This is a genomic window from Acinetobacter sp. TAC-1 (assembly GCF_029025845.1).
GTDB classification, from domain to species: Bacteria; Pseudomonadota; Gammaproteobacteria; order Pseudomonadales; family Moraxellaceae; genus Acinetobacter; species Acinetobacter guillouiae.
The window spans coordinates 46,298-70,905 of record NZ_CP118892.1 but is presented as its reverse complement, the minus strand read 5'-3'; the positions used below and the strand labels follow the sequence as shown (position 1 = coordinate 70,905).

Annotated in this window: 26 protein-coding genes; 16 read left to right on the top strand and 10 right to left on the bottom strand. The window is 39.1% G+C overall.

Features of this window, described 5'->3' with window-relative positions:
• Nucleotides 1–120 precede the first annotated feature (120 nt).
• The 5 genes from PYV58_RS00310 to PYV58_RS00290 form a co-directional block, all read right to left on the bottom strand.
• Nucleotides 121–2,301: a phospholipase C, phosphocholine-specific gene (locus PYV58_RS00310; RefSeq protein WP_034614766.1), complete on the bottom strand. Its 2,181-nt coding sequence runs from the start codon at nucleotides 2,299–2,301 to the stop codon at nucleotides 121–123.
• Nucleotides 2,302–2,321: 20 nt separating this feature from the next.
• Nucleotides 2,322–2,450: a hypothetical protein gene (locus PYV58_RS00305; protein WP_262087376.1), complete on the bottom strand. Its 129-nt coding sequence runs from the start codon at nucleotides 2,448–2,450 to the stop codon at nucleotides 2,322–2,324.
• 219 nt (nucleotides 2,451–2,669) lie between these two features.
• Complete coding sequence (gene rph, locus PYV58_RS00300) at nucleotides 2,670–3,386, bottom strand: ribonuclease PH (protein WP_004723527.1); 717 nt, start codon at nucleotides 3,384–3,386, stop codon at nucleotides 2,670–2,672.
• Nucleotides 3,387–3,746: 360 nt separating this feature from the next.
• Complete coding sequence (locus tag PYV58_RS00295) at nucleotides 3,747–4,880, bottom strand: acyl-CoA desaturase (RefSeq protein ID WP_171077784.1); 1,134 nt, start codon at nucleotides 4,878–4,880, stop codon at nucleotides 3,747–3,749.
• A gap of 125 nt (nucleotides 4,881–5,005) precedes the next feature.
• Nucleotides 5,006–6,028, bottom strand: a complete 1,023-nt coding sequence (locus PYV58_RS00290) for a ferredoxin reductase (RefSeq protein WP_034614758.1) — start codon at nucleotides 6,026–6,028, stop codon at nucleotides 5,006–5,008.
• Between the two features lie 174 nt (nucleotides 6,029–6,202).
• On the opposite strand from PYV58_RS00290, the gene PYV58_RS00285 reads away from it, so the two are divergent.
• Nucleotides 6,203–6,847 carry a TetR family transcriptional regulator gene (locus tag PYV58_RS00285; RefSeq protein ID WP_004823610.1) on the top strand — a complete coding sequence of 215 codons (645 nt, stop codon included), beginning with the start codon at nucleotides 6,203–6,205 and terminating at the stop codon, nucleotides 6,845–6,847.
• Nucleotides 6,848–6,928: 81 nt separating this feature from the next.
• Here the strand turns inward: PYV58_RS00285 and PYV58_RS00280 are convergent, their stop codons facing one another.
• A complete protein-coding gene (locus PYV58_RS00280) occupies nucleotides 6,929–7,546 on the bottom strand; it encodes a thiol:disulfide interchange protein DsbA/DsbL (RefSeq protein WP_004723532.1) in 618 nt (205 codons plus the stop codon).
• 229 nt (nucleotides 7,547–7,775) lie between these two features.
• Between PYV58_RS00280 and ubiG the strand changes: the two genes are divergently transcribed.
• The 14 genes from ubiG (at nucleotide 7,776) to PYV58_RS00210 (ending at nucleotide 20,948) form a co-directional block, all read left to right on the top strand.
• A complete protein-coding gene (gene ubiG / locus PYV58_RS00275; RefSeq protein WP_004723533.1) occupies nucleotides 7,776–8,489 on the top strand; it encodes a bifunctional 2-polyprenyl-6-hydroxyphenol methylase/3-demethylubiquinol 3-O-methyltransferase UbiG in 714 nt (237 codons plus the stop codon).
• Nucleotides 8,486–9,160, top strand: coding sequence for an HAD-IA family hydrolase (locus tag PYV58_RS00270; RefSeq protein ID WP_171077781.1), 675 nt, complete (start codon nucleotides 8,486–8,488; stop codon nucleotides 9,158–9,160). The genes ubiG and PYV58_RS00270 overlap by 4 nt, the downstream gene beginning before the upstream one ends.
• A 261-nt stretch (nucleotides 9,161–9,421) precedes the next feature.
• Entirely contained in the window at nucleotides 9,422–10,168 is a 747-nt protein-coding gene (locus PYV58_RS00265; protein ID WP_004723535.1) for a YciK family oxidoreductase, read from the top strand.
• A gap of 227 nt (nucleotides 10,169–10,395) precedes the next feature.
• A complete protein-coding gene (locus PYV58_RS00260) occupies nucleotides 10,396–10,551 on the top strand; it encodes a hypothetical protein (RefSeq protein ID WP_167468963.1) in 156 nt (51 codons plus the stop codon).
• A gap of 281 nt (nucleotides 10,552–10,832) precedes the next feature.
• The gene (locus PYV58_RS00255) at nucleotides 10,833–11,234 is read left to right on the top strand and encodes an RcnB family protein (RefSeq protein WP_034614751.1); all 402 of its coding nucleotides are present in this window, start codon (nucleotides 10,833–10,835) and stop codon (nucleotides 11,232–11,234) included.
• Between the two features lie 207 nt (nucleotides 11,235–11,441).
• A complete protein-coding gene (locus tag PYV58_RS00250) occupies nucleotides 11,442–11,738 on the top strand; it encodes an RcnB family protein (protein ID WP_004723538.1) in 297 nt (98 codons plus the stop codon).
• Nucleotides 11,739–11,931: 193 nt separating this feature from the next.
• On the top strand, nucleotides 11,932–12,294 hold the full coding sequence (locus PYV58_RS00245) for an RcnB family protein (RefSeq protein WP_004823605.1): 363 nt from the start codon (nucleotides 11,932–11,934) through the stop codon (nucleotides 12,292–12,294).
• Nucleotides 12,295–12,979: 685 nt separating this feature from the next.
• Entirely contained in the window at nucleotides 12,980–14,335 is a 1,356-nt protein-coding gene (gene argA / locus PYV58_RS00240) for an amino-acid N-acetyltransferase (RefSeq protein WP_034618293.1), read from the top strand.
• A gap of 335 nt (nucleotides 14,336–14,670) precedes the next feature.
• Nucleotides 14,671–15,630 (top strand): sulfonate ABC transporter substrate-binding protein, encoded by a 960-nt coding sequence (locus PYV58_RS00235; protein WP_004823603.1) that lies wholly within the window; start codon nucleotides 14,671–14,673, stop codon nucleotides 15,628–15,630.
• A 94-nt stretch (nucleotides 15,631–15,724) separates the two neighbouring features.
• Nucleotides 15,725–16,657 carry a sulfonate ABC transporter substrate-binding protein gene (locus PYV58_RS00230; RefSeq protein WP_227504294.1) on the top strand — a complete coding sequence of 311 codons (933 nt, stop codon included), beginning with the start codon at nucleotides 15,725–15,727 and terminating at the stop codon, nucleotides 16,655–16,657.
• A gap of 22 nt (nucleotides 16,658–16,679) precedes the next feature.
• Nucleotides 16,680–17,849, top strand: coding sequence for an FMNH2-dependent alkanesulfonate monooxygenase (gene ssuD / locus PYV58_RS00225; protein WP_034618291.1), 1,170 nt, complete (start codon nucleotides 16,680–16,682; stop codon nucleotides 17,847–17,849).
• Nucleotides 17,846–18,667 carry an aliphatic sulfonate ABC transporter permease SsuC gene (ssuC, locus tag PYV58_RS00220; RefSeq protein WP_004723544.1) on the top strand — a complete coding sequence of 274 codons (822 nt, stop codon included), beginning with the start codon at nucleotides 17,846–17,848 and terminating at the stop codon, nucleotides 18,665–18,667. The genes ssuD and ssuC overlap by 4 nt, the downstream gene beginning before the upstream one ends.
• 9 nt (nucleotides 18,668–18,676) lie before the next feature.
• Nucleotides 18,677–19,474, top strand: coding sequence for an ATP-binding cassette domain-containing protein (locus tag PYV58_RS00215; protein WP_034618290.1), 798 nt, complete (start codon nucleotides 18,677–18,679; stop codon nucleotides 19,472–19,474).
• 859 nt (nucleotides 19,475–20,333) lie between these two features.
• Nucleotides 20,334–20,948: a TetR/AcrR family transcriptional regulator gene (locus PYV58_RS00210; RefSeq protein ID WP_016539535.1), complete on the top strand. Its 615-nt coding sequence runs from the start codon at nucleotides 20,334–20,336 to the stop codon at nucleotides 20,946–20,948.
• A 103-nt stretch (nucleotides 20,949–21,051) separates the two neighbouring features.
• On the opposite strand, the gene PYV58_RS00205 is transcribed toward PYV58_RS00210, so the two are convergent.
• The gene (locus tag PYV58_RS00205) at nucleotides 21,052–21,618 is read right to left on the bottom strand and encodes a 5'-nucleosidase (protein WP_034617213.1); all 567 of its coding nucleotides are present in this window, start codon (nucleotides 21,616–21,618) and stop codon (nucleotides 21,052–21,054) included.
• A gap of 159 nt (nucleotides 21,619–21,777) precedes the next feature.
• On the opposite strand from PYV58_RS00205, the gene PYV58_RS00200 reads away from it, so the two are divergent.
• Complete coding sequence (locus PYV58_RS00200) at nucleotides 21,778–22,320, top strand: NAD(P)H-dependent oxidoreductase (protein WP_034617210.1); 543 nt, start codon at nucleotides 21,778–21,780, stop codon at nucleotides 22,318–22,320.
• 226 nt (nucleotides 22,321–22,546) lie between these two features.
• Here PYV58_RS00200 and PYV58_RS00195 read toward each other — a convergent pair whose 3' ends face one another.
• From PYV58_RS00195 to tagF, 3 genes are read right to left on the bottom strand one after another with little or no spacing between them, the layout of a single operon-like run.
• Nucleotides 22,547–22,813 (bottom strand): PAAR domain-containing protein, encoded by a 267-nt coding sequence (locus PYV58_RS00195; protein ID WP_004723549.1) that lies wholly within the window; start codon nucleotides 22,811–22,813, stop codon nucleotides 22,547–22,549.
• A gap of 38 nt (nucleotides 22,814–22,851) precedes the next feature.
• Nucleotides 22,852–23,628 (bottom strand): OmpA family protein, encoded by a 777-nt coding sequence (locus tag PYV58_RS00190; protein ID WP_004723550.1) that lies wholly within the window; start codon nucleotides 23,626–23,628, stop codon nucleotides 22,852–22,854.
• Complete coding sequence (gene tagF / locus PYV58_RS00185) at nucleotides 23,621–24,580, bottom strand: type VI secretion system-associated protein TagF (RefSeq protein WP_004823596.1); 960 nt, start codon at nucleotides 24,578–24,580, stop codon at nucleotides 23,621–23,623. The genes PYV58_RS00190 and tagF overlap by 8 nt, the downstream gene beginning before the upstream one ends.
• Nucleotides 24,581–24,608: the final 28 nt, after the last annotated feature.

The window sequence follows — 24,608 nt, the reverse complement described above, 5'->3', positions numbered from 1 at the left end:
TAAATAGATGATTGGAATCTTAATCATGTAAGTCTGCGCAAATTATGTGGTCTTTTATCAACTCAAAAATAAGGTGCAAAGCGCACCTTATTTAAATCATAAAAATTTAGCTATTTAAAATTAAGATTCTATGAAGCCCATATAAGGGTCAGAAAATGAGTCTTTACCCGTTTCAATACGCCCAGCAAAACGACGTTTAAAGGTGCTATCACCCTCTATTGTTACAGTAAAATCATACCAACCACCGAAATCAGACATATTCCAATTCAACTCCTTTTCTGTAGAAGCCGTTTCGATATTCCATGTCTTATTGGGTAGATAAGCATTGGCTTTTACTGTCAATTTTGCTGTTTTCGCAGCGTCATTACGAACTTTTAAATAGAGTTTAGGATCACACTCTTCAACACATACACGCACTTCTGGCAATGCCTCTATTTGTGCAGACTTGACTAAATCTCCTGCAAAGCCACGATGGAAGCCATTTGGACCCAATACCCATAAATCATAGAGTCCATTTGAAGCGTTCCATACATCGTCCAATTGCTTACCAGCTTCAACCATATAACGACGAGGAATCGCATCTAAATTCAATTTGTCATAAACATGGAAAACTGCGGCGTGTGTTCCTGTATTGGAGAACATTAACTTCACCGTTTTTGTTGCCACATCAACTTTCGCACTACTATGTAAAATATAAGGCAATGCCCGAGACAATCGTGTTCCTAACTCTTGAACAGGATAGACCTGACTTAAAGGGCGGGAAACTGGCGGCAATAATGCTTGCGCATTACGAATCGCATCTGCATCATTCTTGGTTTTTTTACCCATTAAGTCCGAAATAGCGGTGGTATTTGGATTTTTAAAGTCAAAAGCTGTGGTTAAATCACCACATACAGCACGGCGATATGGACTAATATTCGGTTCTTGCACGCCAAAACGTTGCTCTAAGAAACGAATAACAGACGAATGATCAAAAACCTGTGAATTTACCCAACCACCACGACTCCACGGAGAAATCACATACATAGGTACGCGGATTCCTGGACCATAGACTCCCACGCCATTGCTGACTTTAGGATCAGTAAAGTTAGGTTGCCCTGCTGAAGCTTTAGGATGCGTAGCGTATTCATATGAGATTTGTTCATCACTCAAAGTGGTTTTACCTTGCATTACACCTGAAGCATCTTTTGAAGGTGCGCTTGGTGATGGAACGTGGTCAAAAAAGCCATCATTTTCATCAAAGTTGACCAATAAAACCGTTTGACTCCAAATCGCAGGGTTTTCCGTTAAAGCGTTTAAAACTTCCTGAATATACCAAGCACCTTGTACAGGGCTTGATGGTCCTGGATGCTCACTATAGGCCGCAGGTGCAACCATCCAACTGACTTGAGGTAATTGACCTTTGGCAATATCATCTTTAAATGAAGCAAGGAATCCACCATCAGGCATTGTATTGGCAATTCCTTTATACAACGGTTGTGTTGCATCAATAGCAGGATCATAAGCAGGACACGTGCTGTCATTGTTTACAGGTTTACCAGATAACTCATTGGCACGGCGATATTGTTTAAAGCCAGCCAAAGGATTGTCGGTAAAGTTATCGGGCATATTTTGATAAACTTTCCACGTCACACCCGCTTGTTGTAGGCGCTCAGGATAGGTGGTCCAATCATAGCCTGTGCTTGATGCACCAATACTGTCCAAGTCATTGACGACACTGGCAACACCCGCAGCTTTAGGACCATTTGAACCTGTCCATAAGAACATACGATTCGAATTGGTTCCAGTATGCATTGCACAATGATATGCATCACACAGGGTAAAGGCATTGGCAAGTGAGAACTGAAATTCAACTTCTTTTTGTTTGTAATATCCCATAGATTGGGGTTGTTTATATTGTACCCAATTGCCCATACGGCCATGGTTCCAAGCAAATTGCCCATCAGTCCATGAGTGTGGCGTACCGCTAACACGTTGTGCATTGCCACGCGTACTGTCTAAATGATAGGGAAAGATTTTATTCTTATCTTTATCATATTGTTCCCAAATCTTACGGTTATCGGATAGCGGAATCGTAAAACGATCACCAAACCCACGAACACCCTTTAATGTTCCAAAATAATTATCAAATGAGCGATTTTCTTGCGTCAAAATGATGACATGTTTTACGTCTTTAATCGTGCCTGTTTCGACTTTGGCGTCAATGGCTAAGGCTTTTTGGATGCTGGCTGGAAAGCTGGCTAAAGCGGCTGTACCAAATATTGTTTTTGTTGAATTGACTAAAAAATCACGACGGTTCATCTCTATTTCCTTATTTTTTATTATGGTGCGCAATGTACTTTACAAGCAGCGGGTGGCTGTGGATTCGTCGTTGAGCTTTCATTATCATCATTACAAGCACTGAGTAAGACACTCAGACTGGTCACTAAAATCAGCAAAAAATTTCGCATTGTCCTATCCATGAAATAAAGGTAGGGATAGTCAATACAACTGGTATGACGCTAGAGTGAAGTTTTTATGGCAGTTTGATGAATATTTACTAAAATATGATAAATATCAAATATTTGTTTTAATTTATAAATAAGCGACATAGGTTACAACAATTTTATGCAATAAAAAACGCATCCGAAGATGCGTTTTGTTTATAAAAATATATCAATATTTTCGAATTACCAACCAAGCGCTTCTTGTTGTTTTTTTACCAATTCCTGAATACCTTTTTCAGCCATTTCAAGCATTGCATTGGATTGAGCGCGGGTAAATGGTTTTTCTTCTGCAGTCCCTTGAATTTCAATAAATTCACCTGCTTGAGTCATCACCACATTCAAGTCAGTTTGACAGTTTGAATCTTCTTCATAGCAAAGATCAAGCAATACTTCATCTTGATACATGCCGACAGAAATTGCAGCAACGAGGCCTTTTAATGGATCGTGCTTAATTTTCTTTTTCTCAAGAAGTACATTCATGGCATCAATTAATGCAACCGCAGCACCTGTAATTGCAGCAGTACGTGTACCACCATCTGCCTGAATCACATCGCAGTCGATGGTAATGGTGTTTTCACCCAATTTTTTCAAATCCACCATTGCACGTAAGCTACGACCAATCAAACGTTGAATTTCTTGAGTACGACCAGATTGCTTACCGCGAGCAGCTTCACGGTCGCTACGTGTATGGGTAGAACGTGGCAACATACCGTATTCCGCAGTCACCCAGCCTTGGCCCTGACCTTTTAAGAACCGTGGCACTGAATTGTCAATACTTGCAGTACACAGCACTTTTGTATGACCAAATTCAACCAATACTGAACCTTCCGCATAACGGGTGTAGTTACGGGTAATTTTAACTTCACGTAATTGATCTAATGCACGTTGGTCGATACGCATAGCTTGTCCTTATGGGATTCAAAAAATATTGCGACTTATTATAACAGATCACAGAGCGATGGTTTTGTTACAAGATGGTGGTTTTTGAAATTGCTCGCTAAATCTATATGTGGCGACTTAAATAAACGTCTATACAAACAGATATACAAACCACGTTTTAAAATTTTCGAAATTTAGCCAAAAAATTAAAAATCACCGAATTTAAACTTCACTTTAAAAGCAATAGAAGAACCTTATCTAACTCAATAAGGTTCTTCTAACAACAATTGAGAAGCTATTTTCAACAGCTATTGCACCAGTTGAATGAAGCGAGATAAACACCTTAGCAACACCAATGCTTACACATCGCAAAAACTTTGTTTAAGCAAAAATACCCTTCAACTTTTGTAAAGACTGAGTAATGGTGGTTGTTAAACTATTTGGCAAAGAGCATTTGGCTAAACGTACCCATACACTGCCAAACTGTTTCAGGAAATCTGCTTCATTATAGTTGATGCCATATTCTGCACATAAAGCTCTAATTTTTGGAGCAGCTTCTGAATAACGATTGGCTGGCATATCAGGGAACAAATGATGTTCAATCTGATGACTTAAATTCCCACTCAAAATATGCAACCAGTCTGTTCCAGTAAAATTACTAGAACCACGAATCTGACGTAAATACCATTCAGCACGGGTTTCATTTTCCACATTATCTGCTTCAAAAGTCTCTGCATCTTCAGTGAAATGACCATTAAAAATCACCGCTGAAGACCACAAACTGCGGATCACATTGGCAATGGCATTCCCAGCTAACACTGGCAAAGCATTGGGCCCTGCAATCACAGGAAAAAACACATAATCTTTTAGAATTTGACGACGGGCTTTTTTACGAAATTTTGCCGCATCTGCCCAGACCTGCTTCCATGTTTTTGTTTTATAGATCAGTGCATCTTCCAAATGTAGATTTTGTAAGCCAACATACCATTCAAAAAACACCATCAATTGAATCGCTAAAGGGATGTTAAACAAAAAACGCGGTTCCCATTTTTGCGATTCACTAACACGGAGTAAACCATAACCCACATCATGATCTTTACCGACAATATTGGTATAGGTGTGATGCACATAATTATGTGTATATTTCCAATCATCACCTGTTGCCATGGTATCCCAGTCGTAGTTTGCACCATTCAAACTTGGGTCATTTAACCAATCGAATTGACCATGCATAACATTATGCCCCAGCTCCATATTTTCCACGATTTTGGAAATCCCCAACAATCCCGTACCCACCACCCAAACGGGTGGAATCCATCCGCCAAACATCAACATAGCACGTGAAGCAATTTCACTATAACGAACAAAATTTCGGATTTTATAAATATACTTGGCGTCTTGTTCACCTAAACTGTCCATGATTTCACGACGGATTTCATCAACACGGCGACCAAATTCTGCGGTTTGTTCTGCGTTTAAATGTTTCGATTTACTGTTTGGAAAAGTAACTGACATATTCATTGTCTTGCTCCTCAGCGCTTCATTTTTAGAAGCCTTAGCTGAATTTTGGGTACAACTTCCTACGCCTAGGTTCAACAGACCGAGAAGTTGTTTTAATTTATTGAAATGATTGTTTTAATTTACAGATTAATGACCACAGGGCTTATCGCTTGGCTGATACACAATTTGATCTGTGTATTTGAAGCATGGTCAATTTCACCTGTCAGCATATTTTTGGTCGAACCACTCACTTTGGTACAAGTACAGGTATTACAAATCCCCATACGACAACCATGAGTTGGCTTTAATCCCGCTTGTTCAGCACTTTCAAGTAGGTTTGATTTCGCAGCAAACTCTTGTTGTGAGCGTAAAAAAACAATCGGTTGTGCTTCTAGGCTTTCATCTACCGCAATCTGGAAATACTCTTGTTTCAAACGATCTGTGATATTCAAATCTTGAAAAATTTGATTGATGCTTTGCATCATTGCACGTGCACCACACGCATAACTTTGACGCTGCTTGAAATCAGGAACCAAACTTTCCAATAACTCGACAGTTAAATGCTGCTTTTGCTGAGCTGTGTGAATATAGTGATAATTCAACAACGCATGTTGCTGATAAAGCTGTTCTAGATCTGCATGAAAAGCCTCGTCACGACTAAAATAAATTAAATCAATTGGACGATTTGAATCTTTAAGTGCTTCAAGCAATAAAGAGTGGATTGCGGTAATTCCACTGCCTGACGCAATCAATAACAATGGTGATGCGTCTTGAGCTAAAACAAAATCACCTTGAGCTTGTGACAGTTCTACAATGCTACCAAAAGCCATTTGGCTCAGTGCATTGGAGACTTTACCCTGCTGTTTTACAGCAATGATCATATCGCCATTATTCAAAAATTTAACCACAGAGTAACTGCGTTGTTGACGTATACCCGCAATTTCAACAGTGACAAGAACAGATTGTCCCGCTTTAAACTGCTGATGCTTAAAATTACGATTTGGACGCAATTGAATTTGATAAAAATCAGGGCTTAATGCACGAGTTTTAATAATCGTGGCTTTTACCTTTTTCCAAGCCCAAACAGGATTGATTTTTTCAGCGATAAAATCGACAAAATCCTCACGAACCCATTCTGGCTGATACTGCATATAGCTACTCATGTGACGTTCCTCTTTGTGCTTGCTATTTATTGAGTGAACAAACGTTCTTTTAGTGAACATATGTACACTATAATCATTTTTTAAATTCAGTCAACAGCTGTACACTGACATTCGTCGTTTAATTTGTTTTTATTTTTGATAGACTCATCACAACAAAAATCTTTGGATATCAGAATGTCGATACGCGATGAACGAAAACAACAAAGCCGTCAGGCTTTACTTGATGCTGCTTTAACCCTAAGCACATCGGGTCGTTCATTTTCGAGTATCAGTTTGCGAGAAGTTGCCCGTGAAGTCGGTTTGGTTCCGACAGCGTTTTATCGCCATTTCCAAGATATGGATGAGTTGGGTAAAGAGCTGGTGGATCAAGTTGCGCTTTATTTAAAGAATGTCTTACATCAATTAGGCAAAGGCCTAGCGCATCCTGAAGCGAAAACCAAAACCAGCATGGCGCTGTTTTTTGAGGCTGTAGACAGCAATCCGCAACAATGGATTTTTATGATTGCAGAACGTTGGGGTGGTTCAGAGGTGGTGCGTAAAGCCATCGCTCGTGAAATTGACTTTCTGAATGATGATCTTGCCAACGCGTTAAAAAAGTTTGAAGTTATCGCAAATTTTCATGATGAAAATGATTTAAAAGTGATCACCAATATTTTGATTAATTTATCTTTTACTTGGGCAATGTCATGGATCAACTTATCTCGCCAATACTCTGGCATAGAACTTGAGTTACAAAAAATGGTGCTTAAAAAACAATCGGTGACGCAAATCCGCTTAATTTTTAAAGGCATCGAAAATTGGGACCGAGATAAAGCTTAATTTATCTCACAAACTCCTCCCCTTATATCACTAGCAATAAAAAACCCGCAATTCAATTGCGGGTTTTAAAAACAGCAAAGCTTATTTGGCTTTACGTTCTTTATTGATCAGATAGTCAACAACTTGCGTCACTTTACCATCTTCACCTTGAACCACATATTTACCATTTACCACAACAGCAGGCACCCCTGAAAGCTGGTACTGTTGTGCCAATTGGTTTGATTCAGCAATTTTTGCAGTGATCGCAAAAGAACTATACATACTGTTAAATTTCGCCTCAGGCACACCGTACTGAGTAAAGAATTTAGCAAAAGCATCTTTTTGTAGAACTTGCTGATTACCTGCATGATTGGTATGGAATAAAGGCAAATGCGTACGTTTACGTACACCCAATGCTTCACTCACATAATATGCACGAGCACCTTGTTCCCATAATGGATTCATTGCTGCAGGTGTACGGATAAAGTTAACATCTTTAGGGATCTTCTTTAACCACGCTTGCATATGCGGTTCTAATGTAAAGCAGTGAGGGCATCCATACCAAAAAAACTCACGTACTTCAATTTTACCCGGAACTGAAACTTTTCCTGGGTTTTGCACCACGGTATAATCTTTACCTGCAACAAAATCGGCAGCCATGGCATTTACAGAAAATGCCATCACCATGGCAGTCATGCCACCTAAAATAAATTTTTTCATTGACTTTATTGTCCTCGTAGTCATCTCGTATAGCTTATGCATTCACTATAAAACAAATATGGGAAAATCGTTTTCCTTCTGTGAAGTTTTTTACACGATTCATCGCTTTTTCTGGATTTATGGTTACACTAGGGTCTGTTGATATTTCATAAATAGACGAAGTGTTAACAAACACTAGCATAACTGAACTTAATTTTTGATTAAAACAATTTACTTAGAGGTGCCCGGCATGTCGCAACTTAATGTTGATCCACAGGAAATTGCTAAATTTGAAGCACTTGCTGCCTTATGGTGGGATCAACACTCTGAGTTCAGACCTTTACATCAAATCAATCCACTGCGTTTAAATTGGGTTGATGAACATGCCAATGGTCTTACAGGCAAAAAAATTCTTGATGTGGGCTGTGGCGGCGGGATTTTGGCTGAAAGTATGGCACGTCGTGGTGCCGATGTTTTAGGTATCGACATGGGTGCAGCACCATTGAATGTGGCTCGCTTACACGCTGAACAGGAAAATGTTCAAAATATTGAATATCGCCAAGTTCCTGTGGAACAACTCGCAGAAGAACAAGCAGGACAATACGATATTGTTACATGCATGGAAATGTTGGAACACGTTCCTGACCCAGCATCTATCATCCAAGCGTGTCAAAAGTTAGTTAAACCAAATGGTCATGTGTTTTTCTCAACAATTAACCGTAATCCTAAGTCTTATTTATTCGCAATTATTGGTGCGGAATATGTATTACGTTTATTGAAAAAAGGCACTCATGATTATCATAAATTTATTAAACCGTCTGAACTTGCAGATGACATTCGTAACTCAGGCTTAAAACTTAAAGATATGACTGGCTTACACTACAACCCACTCACAAAACATTATTGGCTTGCGCCCAATGTTGATGTGAATTACATGGTTTATACTGTGAATGAAGGTGTTTGATGCAAGCTGTTCTTTTTGATTTAGACGGGACACTGATTGATACGGCTGCGGATTTTATCCGTATTATTCAAAATATGTGTCAAGAAGAAGGACGTGCAGTGGTTGATGCGGATTTGATCCGCACTCAGGTGTCTGAAGGCGCTCGTGCAATGGTAAAACTGGTTTATCCAGAACTTGAAGTGGATGATCCAGTCTTTTTAGCGCATCGCCAACGCTTTTTAGATCAGTATGGTGATGACATTGCTGTAGACACAGATCTGTTTGCGGGTATGTATCCACTTTTGGCAGAGTTAGAAAGTCAACAGATCCCTTGGGGTATTGTGACCAATAAACCACGTTGGTTAAGTGAATCATTATTGAACGCATTGAACCTCACACAACGTTGCGCTGTTCTGGTCTGCCCTGAAGATGTCGCTCAGACCAAACCAGATCCTGAGCCAATGTATCTGGCGGCAAAGCAAATTGAGATTGCACCTGAACAATGTATCTATGTCGGTGATCATCCGCGAGATATTGATGCAGGACGTAATGCGCAAATGTATACAATCCTCGCAGCATATGGTTATTTACCATTACAGTACAAAGATGATTTAAATGCTTGGCAAGCCGACTGTATCGTAGAGAATGTCGATGAATTACATCAAGTTATTCGAAAACTTGTGAATAGTTGAAGTCCAAGAAAATCATTCAATTTACCCAACAACATGATAAATAACACTGAAACATCTTGAATATGATGTTTCAATGTTTTTATATAGAAGATAGCGCTGTTGGCACTTCGACTTGCTTTACGAGAAGCAGTACTTTTCTAACAAGGCAAAGTAAGACATATAAAATTTAATCATTCTAAATGATGAGAAACATTGTTTAATCGGGTAACGACATTGCGTCTAAAGCCTAAATGACATCATAACAACTATAGGAGGTCTCCCATGAAGTATTCAGAATATCAACCTCGCCCAGATTTATTGAAGGATAAAATTATCCTCATTACGGGTGCGGGAGACGGTATTGGACGTGCAGCTGCGCTCAGCTACGCCTTACACGGCGCAACAGTCGTGTTACATGGTCGCACGCTCAATAAACTTGAAGTCATTTATGATGAAATTGAATCACTTGGTGCCCCGCAACCCGCCATTCTTCCTTTGCAGCTTTCTACTGCCTCTTCACGTGACTATGAACTGCTCGTCGATACTCTAGAGCAACAATTTGGCCGCTTAGATGGTATTTTGCATAATGCCGGAATCTTAGGCGAGCGTGTTGAGTTGGCACATTATCCAGAAGAAGTCTGGGATGATGTTATGGCGGTGAATTTACGTGCACCCTTTGTGCTCACCCAAGAATTACTGCCTTTACTGGAAAAATCTGAAAATGCATCAGTCGTTTTCGCCAGCTCTGGTGTAGGACGCGAAGCACGTGCGCAATGGGGCGCTTACTCAGTTTCAAAGATTGCGATTGAAGCGGTTAGTAAAATATTTGCCAAAGAAAATACTTATCCAAATATTCGTTATAACTGTATCAACCCAGGTGGGACCCGTACCGCTATGCGTGCCAAAGCTTATCCTGATGAGGATCCAAAGGTTTTACCATCACCTGAAGCCATCATGCCTGCTTATCTCTACCTTATGGGAGATGATAGCCTTGCGTTGAATGGTGAGAGTATCGACGCACAAGATTAGGGTCTATTGACATCTCTCTTTCTCCACACTTTTCGAAGTGTGGAGAAAATCATAAGGGATTCTGTCATTTAAAATATTGGTCATAGAGTCAAAATAAAAATTTAATAAAAGCCCATATAAAAATCGTTTTACCCAATAAAAATGATAATTTTATTCAGTTTCTTAAATAACAACGCTTACTCTATAGTGGTACTCAAGTTAAGCAGATCAATTTGAGGCGTTTTTTTATGAAAGATTTAAAACATAAAGTAGAGATGATTCGTTCTATCGAACAATTACAGCTCCCAAATCAGTTTATTCAGGCCTTAGATGATGCCCATCAAGCTAAAGAGATGATCAAAGCAATCAATTGTTTAAAGCAGATGAATCAGCAGTGGTATTAATCATTCAGGCTCAATTTATAGCGGGGTCATCTCTCTAAGCCTGCATACAAGTTTATTTTCATAAATATTTACATTTTTTAGTCACATATTCCGCTAAAAAAAATTTGCTGCGATGCATTACAGCTCAAAGCTTTGCAATAACCCTTTTCACTTTTACATAAATATGTTTTTATTATGTCTGTCATTTTAAATGAAAAACTGAACTTTCTTCACAGTTTCTCTGCAATTTAGCAGTACAGTAGTGAGGTCAAAATAAACATATTGAATAAGCGAGGACGATTATGAAAAAGATTTTAGCGATCATCGCCATCTCTTTATCAACGCTGTTGACGGCTCAGATCAGCAGTGCAGGTCCTCATTTTGACGATGACAATGGTTTTGATCGTGGCAAAAGTGACCGTGGAGATCGTGGACGCAATCATCGTGATCGTGGTAATGACGATGACAACATTCAAGAACAACGTCGTGAACGTGAAGAACGTGGTGTAAAACGTTTGCAACAGCACAAATGGCAAATGGGTTATGTAATGCCACAGCATTATCGTGGTAATAGTTATAAAGTTGATTATAAAGAAGAAAATCTTCCAAAACCTTCACGTAATCAACAGTGGTATAAGATTAACAATGACTATATCTTGGTCGACTCAGACAATAATAATATTGTGAATATCCGAGGAATGTAGTTTTTAAATATTTTGGTTTCATAGGCTCAAACACCTTTTTGTTTGAGCTTTTTTTTGTCTAAATTTCAGCTTTTACAATCTGTTTTTAAAAAACGCTAGAAACCTCCATAAAATTGACAATTAGATGATATTTCTCCATTTTTTATCTTAACTTAAATTGTAATTTGAATGATCGGATAAAGCATCCGTCTGAAAAGGTCGATTCAAATGAGAAAAGTTCTAAGCGCAATCACATTATCACTCAGTGCCTTAGTTGCTACTTCAGCAATGGCTGACTGGGATCATGGTCAAAATCATCGCCCTGTTGCATCACATGAAAAATTTGAATGGCGAGAAGGTGTCATTTTACCTGATCGTTACCATGACAATCGCTATTACGTAAATGATTATCGTGCATACAAAAACCTGCATCAACCGGCTAAATTTGAACGCTGGTATAAAGTAGATGGTCGTTATGTACTGGTTAATGAACGCAACCATCATATTATCCGTGTGATTCGATAATATCCAAACTACAATATTTACAGCCCAAATTCTTTTTTGGGCTTTTTTATTTATGAAAAGAAAAAACCCAATGGGTCTCTTCATCAAGTCTTCATACATTTCACAATTCACCTAAATCTTGCTCACCGTTTATCTCAAATTATTGAGTAATTTGATTAGATCAAAGGACAAAAGTTCAATTCAGGTGAATCAAATGAAAAATATCTTAACGACACTGGCTTTATCGATGAGTGCGCTGATTGCAACGTCTGCGATGGCTGCACCGCATGATTATCATCGAAATGATCACAATCGCTATCAACAAAACCATTGGGATCATAAATATGACAATCGTTGGAATAACAACAACCATTATGACAACCGAGTAAATTCGAGTCAGCGCTGGCGCTCTGGGCAATACTTCCCGACTCAATTCAATTCGTCGCGTTATCATGTCAATTATAAAAACTACCGCCAGTTACCTAAACCTGGAAGATATCAGCAATGGTATAAAGTAAATGGTGATTATGTGCTGGTAAATGAGCGAAATAATCGTATTATTCGTGTGATTGGTTAATGTCTATATTTTAACTTTTAAACCCAACTCAGCTTGGGTTTTTTCACATTTTGAGAATATGATTAAAATCTAATTGATTGGGCAAATAAATAAACTACACACTTTCATTTATATCTCCATAGTTTCTCTATATTTTACGATTAGATTGAATCTGAACTGGTTAATTATTGAATTAGCTAAAAAGGCAAATATCCTCAGTAAATTGTTCAAAATTAAAAGATTAGATTATGTCATTTCAATGAACAGTAATCCTTAAAATATTTGGTTTTTAACTCAATAATCTAATCTGAATCGCAACACTCATATGACCCTTTTGCACTCGTCCTCCCACGTTCGAGTGCTTTTTTTATTGATTAGGGTCTGTTGACATTTCATAAATGGCTTGCGTTGTAGAATAAAATTGAGCAGGCAAGGCAGGAAACGAAGGGAATAGCGAGACTATTTTCGAGTTTCATAACGCAGACTGAGATAATTTTAGCTACAACCTTTCAGGACTAGCGTGTTTTTTTGCCGCTACTTCGTTACGATCTACTCATTTAGAATGACTAAATTTCGTATTTCGTGCCTCGTATCACCTAAAAAACCGCATAGTCGCAAACATAGACGAATTGTCAGCAGACCCTATTATTCTTGCACTATTTTTGTTTAGAATCGCTGTATCGCAATCATCAATACTGAGATAGGCATGCAAACCGACAGTTTAGAAACAATACAAAGCACAACGCAAGAATACGTGCATTGGTTTCGTCACTCTGCACCCTATATCAATGCCCATCGTGGTAAAACTTTTGTATTGATGTTTGGTGGTGAAGCTGTTGAACATGAAAATTTTCAGCATATTATTCATGATATTGCGCTACTGCATTCATTGGGCATACGACTCATTTTAGTCCACGGCGCTCGCCCGCAAATTACGGCCAACTTGCTTCACAATAAAATTCAAAGCCCGATCCATATCAATCGTCGTGTCACCACACGTGAATCGCTGCCTTGTGTTATGAGTGCCGTTGGTTCGATTCGTCTACAAATCGAAGCATTATTGTCTATGGGGCTTGCCAATTCACCCATGTTTGGCGCACGCATTGATGTGGTCTCAGGTAATTTTGTCACAGCAAAGCCCTATGGCATTCGTGATGGTGTCGATTTCCAACTCACTGGCGAAGTCCGCACGATTGATACTGAAGCCATTCAAGGCCATTTAGGCAATCAAAATATTGTGTTACTTGGCCCTACAGGGTATTCCACCACGGGTGAAGTATTTAACTTACTTGCAGAAGAAGTTGCGACAAAAACGGCCATTCATATCAAAGCCGATAAATTGATTTTTTTAGGCAATCAACAAGGCTTAATGGATGAATATGGGCAATTGAGACGTGAAATTACCCCGCAGCAACTCGATAAGCATATTGAAAAATACCAAGATTCAAATTTTGAAATCGCTTTGCATTTGCACAATGCAAAAGAAGCCTCACTAAAAGGCGTAAATCGCGTTCATCTGCTTTCCTATAGCGATGATGGTGCATTGATTAAAGAGCTCTTCACCCGTGATGGACATGGCACCATGATCACCGATGCCCATTATGAAGAAGTTCGTATGGCAAATATTGGTGATGTTGGCGGTTTGATTAATCTATTACGCCCTCTAGAAGATGAAGGTATTTTAGTCTATCGCTCACGTGAACGTTTAGAAAATGAAATCGAAAAGTTTGCCGTCATTGAGCGAGATGGAACAATTCTCGCCTGTGCAGCGCTCTACCCGATTCCATCAACAGACAATGAAGTGCAATCGGCCGAAATTGCTTGTGTAGCCGTACACCCAAGCTATCGCAAATCTAATCGTGGTAGCCAAATTTTGCATTTCCTAGAAGAAAATGCACGTCAATTGGGTATTCAACAACTGTTTGTATTAACCACGCGAACCGCACACTGGTTCTTAGAGCATGGATTTGAACTGGCCAATGTTGATGATTTACCCGAAGCGCGACAAGCGCTGTATAACTATCAACGTAATTCGATGGTGTTTAAAAAATCAATTGCTTAAAATTGATGAATTTTTTTATTCTCAATCAATTATCACATTTGCTGCTAAGCTTATCGCTATAGATTCCATCAAGCAGAATATTTTCTTATTCTTGAGGGTGGAATCTATATATGGCGATTGAATAATACAAATAACATCATAATTTTCAAATTCTTATAACATTATATTTTTATAGAATATCCACTTTATATTTCTCATTTATAGCTAAGCTTAGCAGTTAATTATTTATCTTTTTTTTTCATTAGCAATCACTAAAAACTTATTTTTTTGAAAATACAAAGCCTTTTAAGCTGATGCTCATGCCTTTTTCTGACTTTATAGGAGCATCGTGACTCATGGCGAGCTTATTTCAACCTTCGTGGAAAAAAATCACCCTTATGAGTGCTAGCCTTGCCACCATCATGATGCTTACTGGATGCTCAAAACCACAAGAAACCACAACCTTAAATATCGGTTTTCAAAAATATGGGGTCTTGCCCATTATCAAAGCACGTGGCGACTTAGATAAAGCCTTAAAGGAAAAAGGGGTAAATGTGAAATGGGTTGAATTCCCTGCTGGTCCTCAACTGCTAGAAGGTTTAAATGTCGGTAGTGTCGCCTTTGGTGAATCTGGGGAAGCACCGCCTATTTTCGCCCAAGCTGCAAACTCAAATCTGGTCTATGTTGCCAATCAACCTGCTGCACCTTTGGCTGAAGCCTTAATTGTGCCAAAAGATTCAGCCATTCAATCAGTCCAAGATTTAAAAGGTAAGCGTGTAGTTTTGAATAAAGGTTCAAATGTACATTATCTTTTACTCAAAGTTTTAGAAGCAAATCATTTAAAACTTGATGATATTCAAGTGGTCTACCTACCTCCAGCTGATGCACGTGCTGCCTTTGAAAAAGGTGCTGTAGATGCTTGGGTCATTTGGGATCCGTTCTTTGCTGCTGCAGAAAAACAACTCAATGCCAAAGTCATTGCGACAGGTCAAAACTTGGTCAACAACCATCAATTCTATTTGGCTGATCGTAAGTTTGCTGAACAACATCCTGATGTTTTAAAAATTGTGGTCAATGAACTGAATACGACAACGCAGTGGGTGTCTCAACATCAAACCGATGCAGCAAAACTCTTAGAAAAACCGACAGGCTTACCGCTTGATATTTTGAATACCTCAATTTCTCGTATGGGTTTTGGTGTGACTCCAATTTCTAACGACGTGGTAAAGAAACAGCAAGCTGTCGCAGATGCTTTTTATCAACAAAAACTCATTCCCAATAAAATCAACATTCAAGCAGCTGTTTTAGCGAACTAATTTCGCCAACAGCGCCGTTAAAGAGGACATCAATATGACCCAGCAAATCGCACAACAAAACACAGCATCAAGGTTCAATGCAACGACTCATGCCATGACCACGATGTTGATCTGTAGCGCAATGCTGGGTTCAGCCTCTGTATGGGCAATCGATCCAACGGTAAAAGAATTACGTATTGGCTTTCAAAAAAGTTCTATTAATTTTGCAATCGCCAAACAACAAAAGCTGTATGAGAAAGAATTCCCAAATGCCAAAATCACTTGGAATGAATTCCCTGCGGGTCCTCAAATTTTAGAAGCTCTTGCTGTAGGTTCGTTGGATGTTGGTGTCACTGGCGATACTCCACCAGTATATGCTCAAGCTGCGAATAAACCGCTGTACTACATTGCCTATGAAGCAGCCAAGCCGTTGGCTTCAGCAATTTTAGTGCCTAAAGATTCAAAAATCACCAAACTGAATGAGTTGAAAGGTAAACGTATTGCGTTGCAGAAAGGCTCAAGTGCGCATTATTTATTGGTACAAGCTGTCCGTAAAGCTGGTTTGCAATGGTCAGACATTCAACCAATTTGGTTAACCCCTGCGGATGCTCGTGCTGCATTTCAAAAAGGTGCTGTCGACGCTTGGGCGATTTGGGACCCATTCTTTGCTTCTGCTCAAGTCGAAGATCAAGCGCGTATCCTCGCCTCTGGGCAGGGTTTAAGTCCAAATTATACCTTCTATTTGGCATCGCCAGATTTTGTAAAAAAATATCCTCAAGCTATTAAAGGCATTATCCAGCAAATTAATACTGCTGATAAATGGGTACAAGCCAATCGTGTTGCAACAGCGCAAGCCATCGGGCAAAGCACTGGTTTAAAACCGAAAGTTAGTCAAACTTTTATTGAACGACGCCCAAGACCTTCGGGTGCAGCACCGCTTTCAGCAAAAGTGATTGCAGATCAACAACAGCTGGCCAATCGTTTTAGCGAACTCAAAATTATTCCAAACAGCATTGATATCAAACAAGCCGTTTGGACAGCGAAATAATATTTTTCTAAGGATGAATGAAATGAAAATCTTCTGGTTTATTCCTACTCACGGTGACAGTCGTTATTTAGGTACAAGCAAAGGCGCTCGCCAAGTGGACCATGCTTATATGAAACAAATTGCTGTAGCTGTGGATAATTTGGGCTATGAAGGTGTACTCATTCCCACGGGACGTTCGTGTGAAGATCCATGGATTACTGCTGCGAGCCTGATTGATGCGACTAAAAATTTAAAATTCTTGGTTGCGTTACGTCCAGGCGTAACAACACCAGCGCTTGCAGCACGTATGGCTGCAACTTTTGATCGTCTATCCAATGGACGGGTTTTACTCAACCTCGTTACAGGTGGTGATGAGCAAGAATTGAAAGGTGATGGCGTATACGAAGACCACGCTTCACGTTATAAAACAGCAGCTGAATACACCACGATTTGGCGTGAAATTTTAAAACGTTCACATACCGGTGAATCATTTACCTTCCATGGCGAACGTTTAAGTGTAGATGATGCCAAACTGCTTTATCCTCCGATTCAAGCACCTTACCCACCACTCTGGTTTGGGGGCTCTTCTGAAGATGCGATTGAATTGGCTGCTGAGCAAGTTGATACCTATTTGACTTGGGGCGAGCCACCTGCTGCGGTCAAAGAAAAAATTGCAGTAGTGAAAGCGAAAGCCGATGCCAAAGGTCGTCAACTTAATTATGGTATTCGTTTACATGTCATTGTTCGCGAGACCAATGAACAAGCATGGCAAGCCGCCAATGAACTGATCCAATATGTAGATGATGCGACGATCGCCGCTGCACAGAAAAAATTTAAACAAATGGATTCCGTCGGTCAGCGCCGTATGGCTGAACTACATAATGGTGATCGTAGTAAGCTTGAAGTATCACCAAATCTTTGGGCAGGAGTTGGACTCGTTCGTGGTGGTGCAGGTACTGCTTTGGTTGGTGATCCACAGACTGTTGCAGATCGTATCCAAGAATATGCTGATTTAGGCATCAATACCTTTATTTTCTCAGGCTACCCACATTTAGAAGAATCCATTCGCTTTGCTGAACTGGTATTCCCATTACTGCCGTTGGAAACACGCAAGAAACTCACGCAACCTAATTTGACTGGACCATTTGGCGAAATCGTTGCCAATAACTACATCCCTGAAGAAAATAAAAAACCATTACAGGAGCCTGCATGAATGCCTTAATTAACAATGCTGCTCCAGCCAAAAGCACTGCCGTTTCACGTGGAACGAAACAAATTGGGCAGCGTTTGCTGCCTTGGATTGTGCCGATTTTACTGATTGTCATTTGGCAAATTGCGTCTAAAACAGGATTGCTTGAAAGCCGTGTTTTACCTGCACCGACAGCGGTAGTCTCTGCATTTTGGACACTTTTGGTCAGCGGTGAGCTTTGGCAGCACGTCAAAGTCAGTGCTGGTCGCGCGCTACTTGGCCTCTTAGTTGGTGGTGGGCTCGGTCTATTTTTGGGACTGCTTAATGGTTCATCAAAAGTTGCATCCAACTTATTGGATACCACCTTGCAAATGATCCGAAATATTCCAGCATTAGCGCTGATTCCATTGGTTATTTTATGGTTTGGAATTGATGAGTCTGCAAAACTCTTTTTAGTGGCTGTCGGTGTGTTTTTCCCGATCTACATCAATACCTATCATGGAATTCGTTCAGTTGATCCTCAATTGATTGAAATGGGAAAAAGCTATGGATTAAGCAGATGGCAATTGTATAAAGACATTATTTTACCAGGCGCAATGCCTTCAATTTTAGTGGGTTTACGCTTTTCACTGGGGTTGGTTTGGGTACTGCTGATTGTGGCAGAAACAATTTCCGCACAATCTGGAATTGGTTATATGACCATGAATGCGCGTGAATTTTTACAAACAGATATCGTGCTAGTGGGTATCTTGCTGTATGCCCTTTTAGGCAAACTTGCCGATGTATTTGCACAATTTTTAGAAAAATACCTATTGCGTTGGCACGCAGGTTATCAAAAATAGGAGTCTGATATGACCGATTTAAGCATTAGCCAATATGCCAATGACTTGGTGGCACCAACCGAGATTGTTGAAGAACAACAAGCAAAAATTGGTGCAGAAATTTCGATCGAACAACTGCATAAATATTATGGTGAAGTTAAAGTTCTTGAGGACTTAGATTTAAACATTGAAGCTGGTGAATTCGTTGCAATTGTGGGACGTAGTGGTTGTGGTAAAAGTACCCTACTGCGTTTAATTGCCGATTTAGAACAACCCAGTTATGGTGAAATCAAATTTAAATCCTTATTAAATTTCCGTGAAGGGATCATTGCAGATGATATTCGGGTGATGTTCCAAGATCCACGCTTATTGCCATGGAAAAGTATCCTAAAAAATGTGCAATTGGGTCTAGCCAAAAACCAATTTTCTAAAGCTGAGCAATTATTAGAAAAGGTCGGATTAAAGGAGAAATCTGGACTTTGGCCATCACAGCTTTCTGGTGGACAACGTCAACGAACGGCGCTTGCTCGTGCTTTGTCACATACACCGCGGGTCTTATTACTGGATGAACCTTTAGGTGCTTTAGATGCATTGACGCGACTAGAAATGCAGAATTTAATTGAAAAGTTATGGTTAGAACAAGGCTTTACCACCATTCTGGTTACCCATGATGTTAATGAAGCAGTTCAACTCGCAGATCGTATTATTCTTTTGGATAAAGGGCATATTGCACAACAGTTTCAAGTCGATTTACCACGTCCACGTCAAAAAGGTGTGGCATTTGCAGAACTTGAACAACAGGTACTCAGTGCTGTGCTTGCGACATGAACAGCAACAAAAGACCCTTTTGTTGGTAACGCAAGGTATTGTCGGGCAGAATATTTTTGTCTTTACATATTAGGGTTTGCTGGCAATTCGTCTATGTTTGCGACTACGTGTATTTTTTAGTCGATACTAGGCGCGAAATACGAAATTTAGTCATTCTAAATGATGAGAAACATCGTTTCGCAAGGTAACGAAGTAGCGGCAAAAAACACACAAGTCCCCCGCTGCGCCTTGCGCTGCAAACAAAGCAGTGCTTTGTTCTTGCTCAGGGTTGTGGCTAAAATTATCTCAGTCTTCGTTATGAAACTCGAAAATAGTCTCGCTATTCTCATTCATGCTTTACGACGTATACGTCTCATGCTCAATTTTAACCTACAACGCAAACCATTTATGAAATGCCAACAAACCCCAACCTTGCGGAACCATGTTGCTGATCTTGAATAATTAAATCGAATATTTTGTCATTTTGATCGGATAGAAAATGTTCGCTGTCACAAATATGTTTAAGTTTTCAACTGTTTCTATTGATTAAAAATGAGCTGGGTATTTTAAAGCAAGTCAGTTTTCTTAAATGAAAATTAAATCATGCTATTTAAGATTATCTAATTTTTAAATTAACTCAAAAATTAACCTTATACTAAAAAATGTCACAAAATTTAAATATTAAGTCATAACTGACAGAATTTTAAAATAAGATTTGCTCCAGTTTAGTGCAAAATTAGATAATAGGGATCTACGATCGACTTAATAATAAAACTTCATCATTATTTATCAGAAATATACCAAAATAATGCTGCTTTCTGTGCACAAATCAAACATTTTACCGTACAATTTAATAATCAGTTTTTCGATTAAAGATGCGATGGAACAAAAAAAGAGTGCTCAAAAACGCCAGCAGCTGCTCAATGCTGCACTTGACGTATTTTCTGTCTATGGTTTCAACGGCGCAAGTCTAGATGAAATCGCTCAATTAGCAGATATGCATAAATCCAATATTTTCTACTACTATGAAAATAAAGAAGCCTTATATGTTGAAGTGCTAACGACAGTTATGCAGAAATGGTTAGCACCGTTGCAGTCGCTTGAGTCAGAATTGGAACCGACAGAAGCTTTGTCACATTACATCATGACCAAAATTGAAATCTCTAGAACTCAGCCTAAAGCTTCAAAACTTTTCGCGTTAGAAGTGATTCAAGGCGCACCACATATTTTACCGATCCTCAAAGGCCCGCTTAAAAAGCTCTTTAAACGCAAAGCTAAAGTGATTTTAAACTGGCAGGCGCAAGGTAAAATATCAGATCAAATCGATGCCGAATTGCTGATTATTAATATTTGGGCATTGACTCAAAATTATGCAGACTTTAGTACTCAAATCGAAATGGTGACTGGTAAAACTTTGCGTAATAAAAGTATGTGTCAACGCGCAATTGAACATACAATCCATATGACTTTATATGGTGTGTTACCGCGCAATTAATCATCCAATATACTTATTGGTTATTTTGGCAAACGGCCATAGAGTTCTATGGTCGCCAAGACTCAATTTTAAACTTTATATAATACTCAAACAAACTAAGTCTTTAATAAATAGACTGATATAGTTTTAACAACTTTTGTGCACCCAATAATAAATTATCTTCCCAATCTAAATGTGCGGTGTCATTTGCACCATCTGTAATGTATTTAATCGAAACTAAACGCACATCTAATTTTTTACAGACTTTAGCCAGTGCATAGCCTTCCATATCGACCAAGTTACAGCTCACTTTGGGTTGTCCTGTTTCAAAACTATCCCCTGTACCACAAACACCCTGCGCTAAATGTCGAAAATACGATTCTAAATGAATTTCGCGTGGAAACTGCTCATCCATTGGCGTAACGCCCACATCAAAACCGAGTGGGGAAACATCCATATCACGTTGCACAAAGGTTTTTACCTCAATCAACTCATGGGCATCAAAGAAAGAACTTCCTGCACTACCTAAATTCAGTATGATTTTACAGCCGGTTTTTTGAATAACATCGAATGCCGTATAGGCTGCATTAATCTTGCCAATCCCGCTATAATGGACAGTGATACCTGCTTGTTCAAATAACCCTTTAGATTCATTGGGTAAAGCCATAATCAGTGCAATGTCGTCTTTCATATCGATTCAGAATTAAAATTTTACTTATTAGAATGGAAATTCAAATCCTGATCAATCTTATTGTTAACTCAAAATTTTAAAATCATATACAAATCACTACTGTACCTATGACCTTGATTGCGCATAATGTTTTAATAGAAAAAATAGAGATGAAAATAAATGAATATCCAAATCATCGTGGGCAGTATTCGAGAAGGTCGTGTTGCCATTAAAGTCGCAGAATGGTTGCTTAAAGAAATCCAAAAACTCGATTTTAGTACCCTCAATGTTGAAATTGTAGATTTAAAAGAATGGGATTTACCTTTCTTTGCTGGGAAAAATTCACCCGCCTCAGGAATCTATGATCAGCCCAAACAGCAAGAATGGGCGAAAAAAATTGCTTCTGGAGATGCGTTTATTTTCATTACCCCAGAATACAATCACGGCTATAGTCCTGTACTGAAAAATGCCATCGACTTCGTTTATAAAGAATGGCAAAGCAAACCTTCGGCTTTTGTCAGTTATGGCGGTACCAACGGTTCACGTTCAATTGATCAAATCAAACAAGTCTGTGCTTTTATTGGCATGATTGACTCTAATGCAGTCATTGAACTGCGAGATATTGGGCAACGTGGTAAGAGTGAAACCTTTGAGGGAAATGAGTTTGATAATAAAGCAGTCAAGTCTGTGGTAAACAAACTCATCCAATATGCCAATGTCTAAAATCACATTGTACGCTTTAGCTTACATCACTTGCATGCATTGACGGCTAGGGAAGTTGAAGCAAATCCCCTATTCTATAGTCATAGGGAACAGGAAGTTTCCCAGACATAAAACAATAATAATCGGTCTGTACATCAGGAAGTGAGGTAGAACAGGAGTTTACCTAGCGAACCAATACGAAAAAGCCCCGTCAGGATGATGGGGCTTTTTTTATACGCTGAACTATTTAATTTTGCCCGACGGTTAATGACTGGTCACCAATACATTTACATCCGCAAGATAAAGGTGAATTATGCTGTGCAGCGGGCTTTCCCATCACCAACATATGATTATCACCAGCAACAATGCTGGCGACACATTTATGCTTGGGACAAGTCGCCTTATCGCCTACACATGCAATCGCTTTACCATCAATCAGAAAAGAAGACTGTGCAGAAATAATTTTTCCACCACCTGTCGTGGGTGACCCTAACGTGATATATGGAAGTGCCATAGTGCCTACCTTTTATTGTTTTGTTATGGAATAAAAATTTATAAAACATCGAACTCAATACGGCGGTTCTTTTTACGCCCATCTTCAGTTGCATTATCAGCAACCGGTTTGGTTGAACCCAGACCAGCTGTGCTTAAACGAGTCGGTGCAATGCCTTTCGTAGTTAAATACTGCTTCACCGCTTCAGCACGTTGCAAACTCAAATCCTGATTCTTCTGTGGATTACCTTGGCTGTCAGTATGTCCCACAATTTTAACATTTTTACCTTGGACTTTATTTAATGCAACCACCATCTCGTCTAAGATTTGTGTACCTGTTGCGGTAAGTACAGCTTTGCCAGATTCAAACTCAATAATTCGATTTTTTAGGGCATTATCAATCACAGATTGCTCAGCAGCATTCACTGAAATTTGAGAATTAAATCGATAAGGTGGCTGAACTAAAGATTGGAATAAACTGGTGGTTGGCTGAATATCAGTTTGCACACCCATTTTTCCAACCAATTCAACTTGTGTGCCTCGTACAGAGAGTTTACCTTGGCTAATCTTCTTTAAATCTGGAGTAATCACACGTGTAACCGAATCACTCCAGCCATTTGGTGCGGATACGGCTCGAATTTGGATTTTATCAACAACTTGATCATCGCCATAAACCGCTTTTAATTTCGCCAAGATTGCTTGTTTGGTCATGTCATTCGGCACAGCACCTTCAACCACAATCGGTGCAGCAAACACATTGAATGAACAAAATAAGCTAGAAATAAGCGCAAATTTTTTCAATATTTTGACTTGTTTATTTTTCATATCATTATTCATCTATAAATGTTTGTCTAAAAATTTTCATGCCTTGAACCAGACTCAATTGACGTTCGCATAAAGACTGTTCAAGTGCTGCTAGACCTGCATTCTGTTCCAAATAGGCATCAATCCATAGCGGTTTGACCAAAGATACCCAATGATCATTTTGCATATTTTGAGTGAAAATATTACTCAAAGCCGTGATATCTGCCCCTTGGAATCCAAATAATAAAATTGGAGACTCTTGGTGAAGAATACCAATTAAGATCTCTGTATTACTTTTTTCTAAAAAACGTCCGATTAAGTTGACCCAAAATGCGGCAATTTCATAGCAATAATTATGATTATTAATCGGTAAAATAAGCACCTTAGATAACTTACTGGTACCGTGTTTAAGCACAGGCTGTAGTAATAAGCCCAAACCCAGCATACTTTGCGCCAATTCATACGGCGTGATCTTCATCATTTGTGCAAATGAATGCATGGTATGATTTTCAAAAAAGTCCTGCGTTTTTAATTCAGGCAAGACCTGTATTTCATGATCAATTTCACCCAGCTTATTGATCAATACTTCTGGATCACGAATGGTTCGGATGCTTCGATTTTTTTGAAATAAATCAATCAATACAGGTTTATATTTAAACGGTGCATAGAGTAAGTTTTGAAAAGGGTGATCAACTTCTAATAACTGGCTTAAAACCATTGGAAATTGACGACCAGAACTGTCTTCACTGGTCACCATATTTGCTGCAAGAAACATTCTTTCCTTAGGGTTTGCGATAAAGAAGTCTAAAGGTGCTAATGATTCATAAGCTTGATTAAAATTTTCTTCTCGCATTGCAAGCTCTAAAGCTTCCGTAATCCATTGATCAATCACTTGAATCAATGAATATTGCCCTTTTGTTTTCAGAAAATCACCACGTGCGGGACATTTTCCATAATACAACGGTGTAGACTTTATCGTTTGCATACTTTAATCCCTCGCGTCAAATCGTTCC

Excerpts from the sequence above, each read along its gene's own strand:
- ssuD (WP_034618291.1), top strand. The coding sequence starts at position 16,680 with ATGAAAATCTTCTGGTTTATTCCTACTCACGGTGACAGTCGTTATTTA.
- PYV58_RS00305 (WP_262087376.1), bottom strand. The coding sequence starts at position 2,450 with ATGCGAAATTTTTTGCTGATTTTAGTGACCAGTCTGAGTGTCTTACTC.
- PYV58_RS00260 (WP_167468963.1), top strand. The coding sequence starts at position 10,396 with ATGAAAGATTTAAAACATAAAGTAGAGATGATTCGTTCTATCGAACAA.
- PYV58_RS00250 (WP_004723538.1), top strand. The coding sequence starts at position 11,442 with ATGAGAAAAGTTCTAAGCGCAATCACATTATCACTCAGTGCCTTAGTT.
- PYV58_RS00285 (WP_004823610.1), top strand. The coding sequence starts at position 6,203 with ATGTCGATACGCGATGAACGAAAACAACAAAGCCGTCAGGCTTTACTT.
- PYV58_RS00215 (WP_034618290.1), top strand. The coding sequence starts at position 18,677 with ATGACCGATTTAAGCATTAGCCAATATGCCAATGACTTGGTGGCACCA.
- PYV58_RS00190 (WP_004723550.1), bottom strand. The coding sequence starts at position 23,628 with ATGAATAATGATATGAAAAATAAACAAGTCAAAATATTGAAAAAATTT.
- PYV58_RS00235 (WP_004823603.1), top strand. The coding sequence starts at position 14,671 with ATGGCGAGCTTATTTCAACCTTCGTGGAAAAAAATCACCCTTATGAGT.
- PYV58_RS00255 (WP_034614751.1), top strand. The coding sequence starts at position 10,833 with ATGAAAAAGATTTTAGCGATCATCGCCATCTCTTTATCAACGCTGTTG.
- PYV58_RS00230 (WP_227504294.1), top strand. The coding sequence starts at position 15,725 with ATGACCACGATGTTGATCTGTAGCGCAATGCTGGGTTCAGCCTCTGTA.
- PYV58_RS00290 (WP_034614758.1), bottom strand. The coding sequence starts at position 6,028 with ATGAGTAGCTATATGCAGTATCAGCCAGAATGGGTTCGTGAGGATTTT.
- PYV58_RS00245 (WP_004823605.1), top strand. The coding sequence starts at position 11,932 with ATGAAAAATATCTTAACGACACTGGCTTTATCGATGAGTGCGCTGATT.
- ssuC (WP_004723544.1), top strand. The coding sequence starts at position 17,846 with ATGAATGCCTTAATTAACAATGCTGCTCCAGCCAAAAGCACTGCCGTT.
- rph (WP_004723527.1), bottom strand. The coding sequence starts at position 3,386 with ATGCGTATCGACCAACGTGCATTAGATCAATTACGTGAAGTTAAAATT.
- PYV58_RS00280 (WP_004723532.1), bottom strand. The coding sequence starts at position 7,546 with ATGAAAAAATTTATTTTAGGTGGCATGACTGCCATGGTGATGGCATTT.
- PYV58_RS00295 (WP_171077784.1), bottom strand. The coding sequence starts at position 4,880 with ATGTCAGTTACTTTTCCAAACAGTAAATCGAAACATTTAAACGCAGAA.
- PYV58_RS00210 (WP_016539535.1), top strand. The coding sequence starts at position 20,334 with ATGGAACAAAAAAAGAGTGCTCAAAAACGCCAGCAGCTGCTCAATGCT.
- PYV58_RS00205 (WP_034617213.1), bottom strand. The coding sequence starts at position 21,618 with ATGAAAGACGACATTGCACTGATTATGGCTTTACCCAATGAATCTAAA.
- PYV58_RS00195 (WP_004723549.1), bottom strand. The coding sequence starts at position 22,813 with ATGGCACTTCCATATATCACGTTAGGGTCACCCACGACAGGTGGTGGA.
- tagF (WP_004823596.1), bottom strand. The coding sequence starts at position 24,580 with ATGCAAACGATAAAGTCTACACCGTTGTATTATGGAAAATGTCCCGCA.
- PYV58_RS00200 (WP_034617210.1), top strand. The coding sequence starts at position 21,778 with ATGAATATCCAAATCATCGTGGGCAGTATTCGAGAAGGTCGTGTTGCC.
- PYV58_RS00310 (WP_034614766.1), bottom strand. The coding sequence starts at position 2,301 with ATGAACCGTCGTGATTTTTTAGTCAATTCAACAAAAACAATATTTGGT.
- argA (WP_034618293.1), top strand. The coding sequence starts at position 12,980 with ATGCAAACCGACAGTTTAGAAACAATACAAAGCACAACGCAAGAATAC.
- ubiG (WP_004723533.1), top strand. The coding sequence starts at position 7,776 with ATGTCGCAACTTAATGTTGATCCACAGGAAATTGCTAAATTTGAAGCA.
- PYV58_RS00265 (WP_004723535.1), top strand. The coding sequence starts at position 9,422 with ATGAAGTATTCAGAATATCAACCTCGCCCAGATTTATTGAAGGATAAA.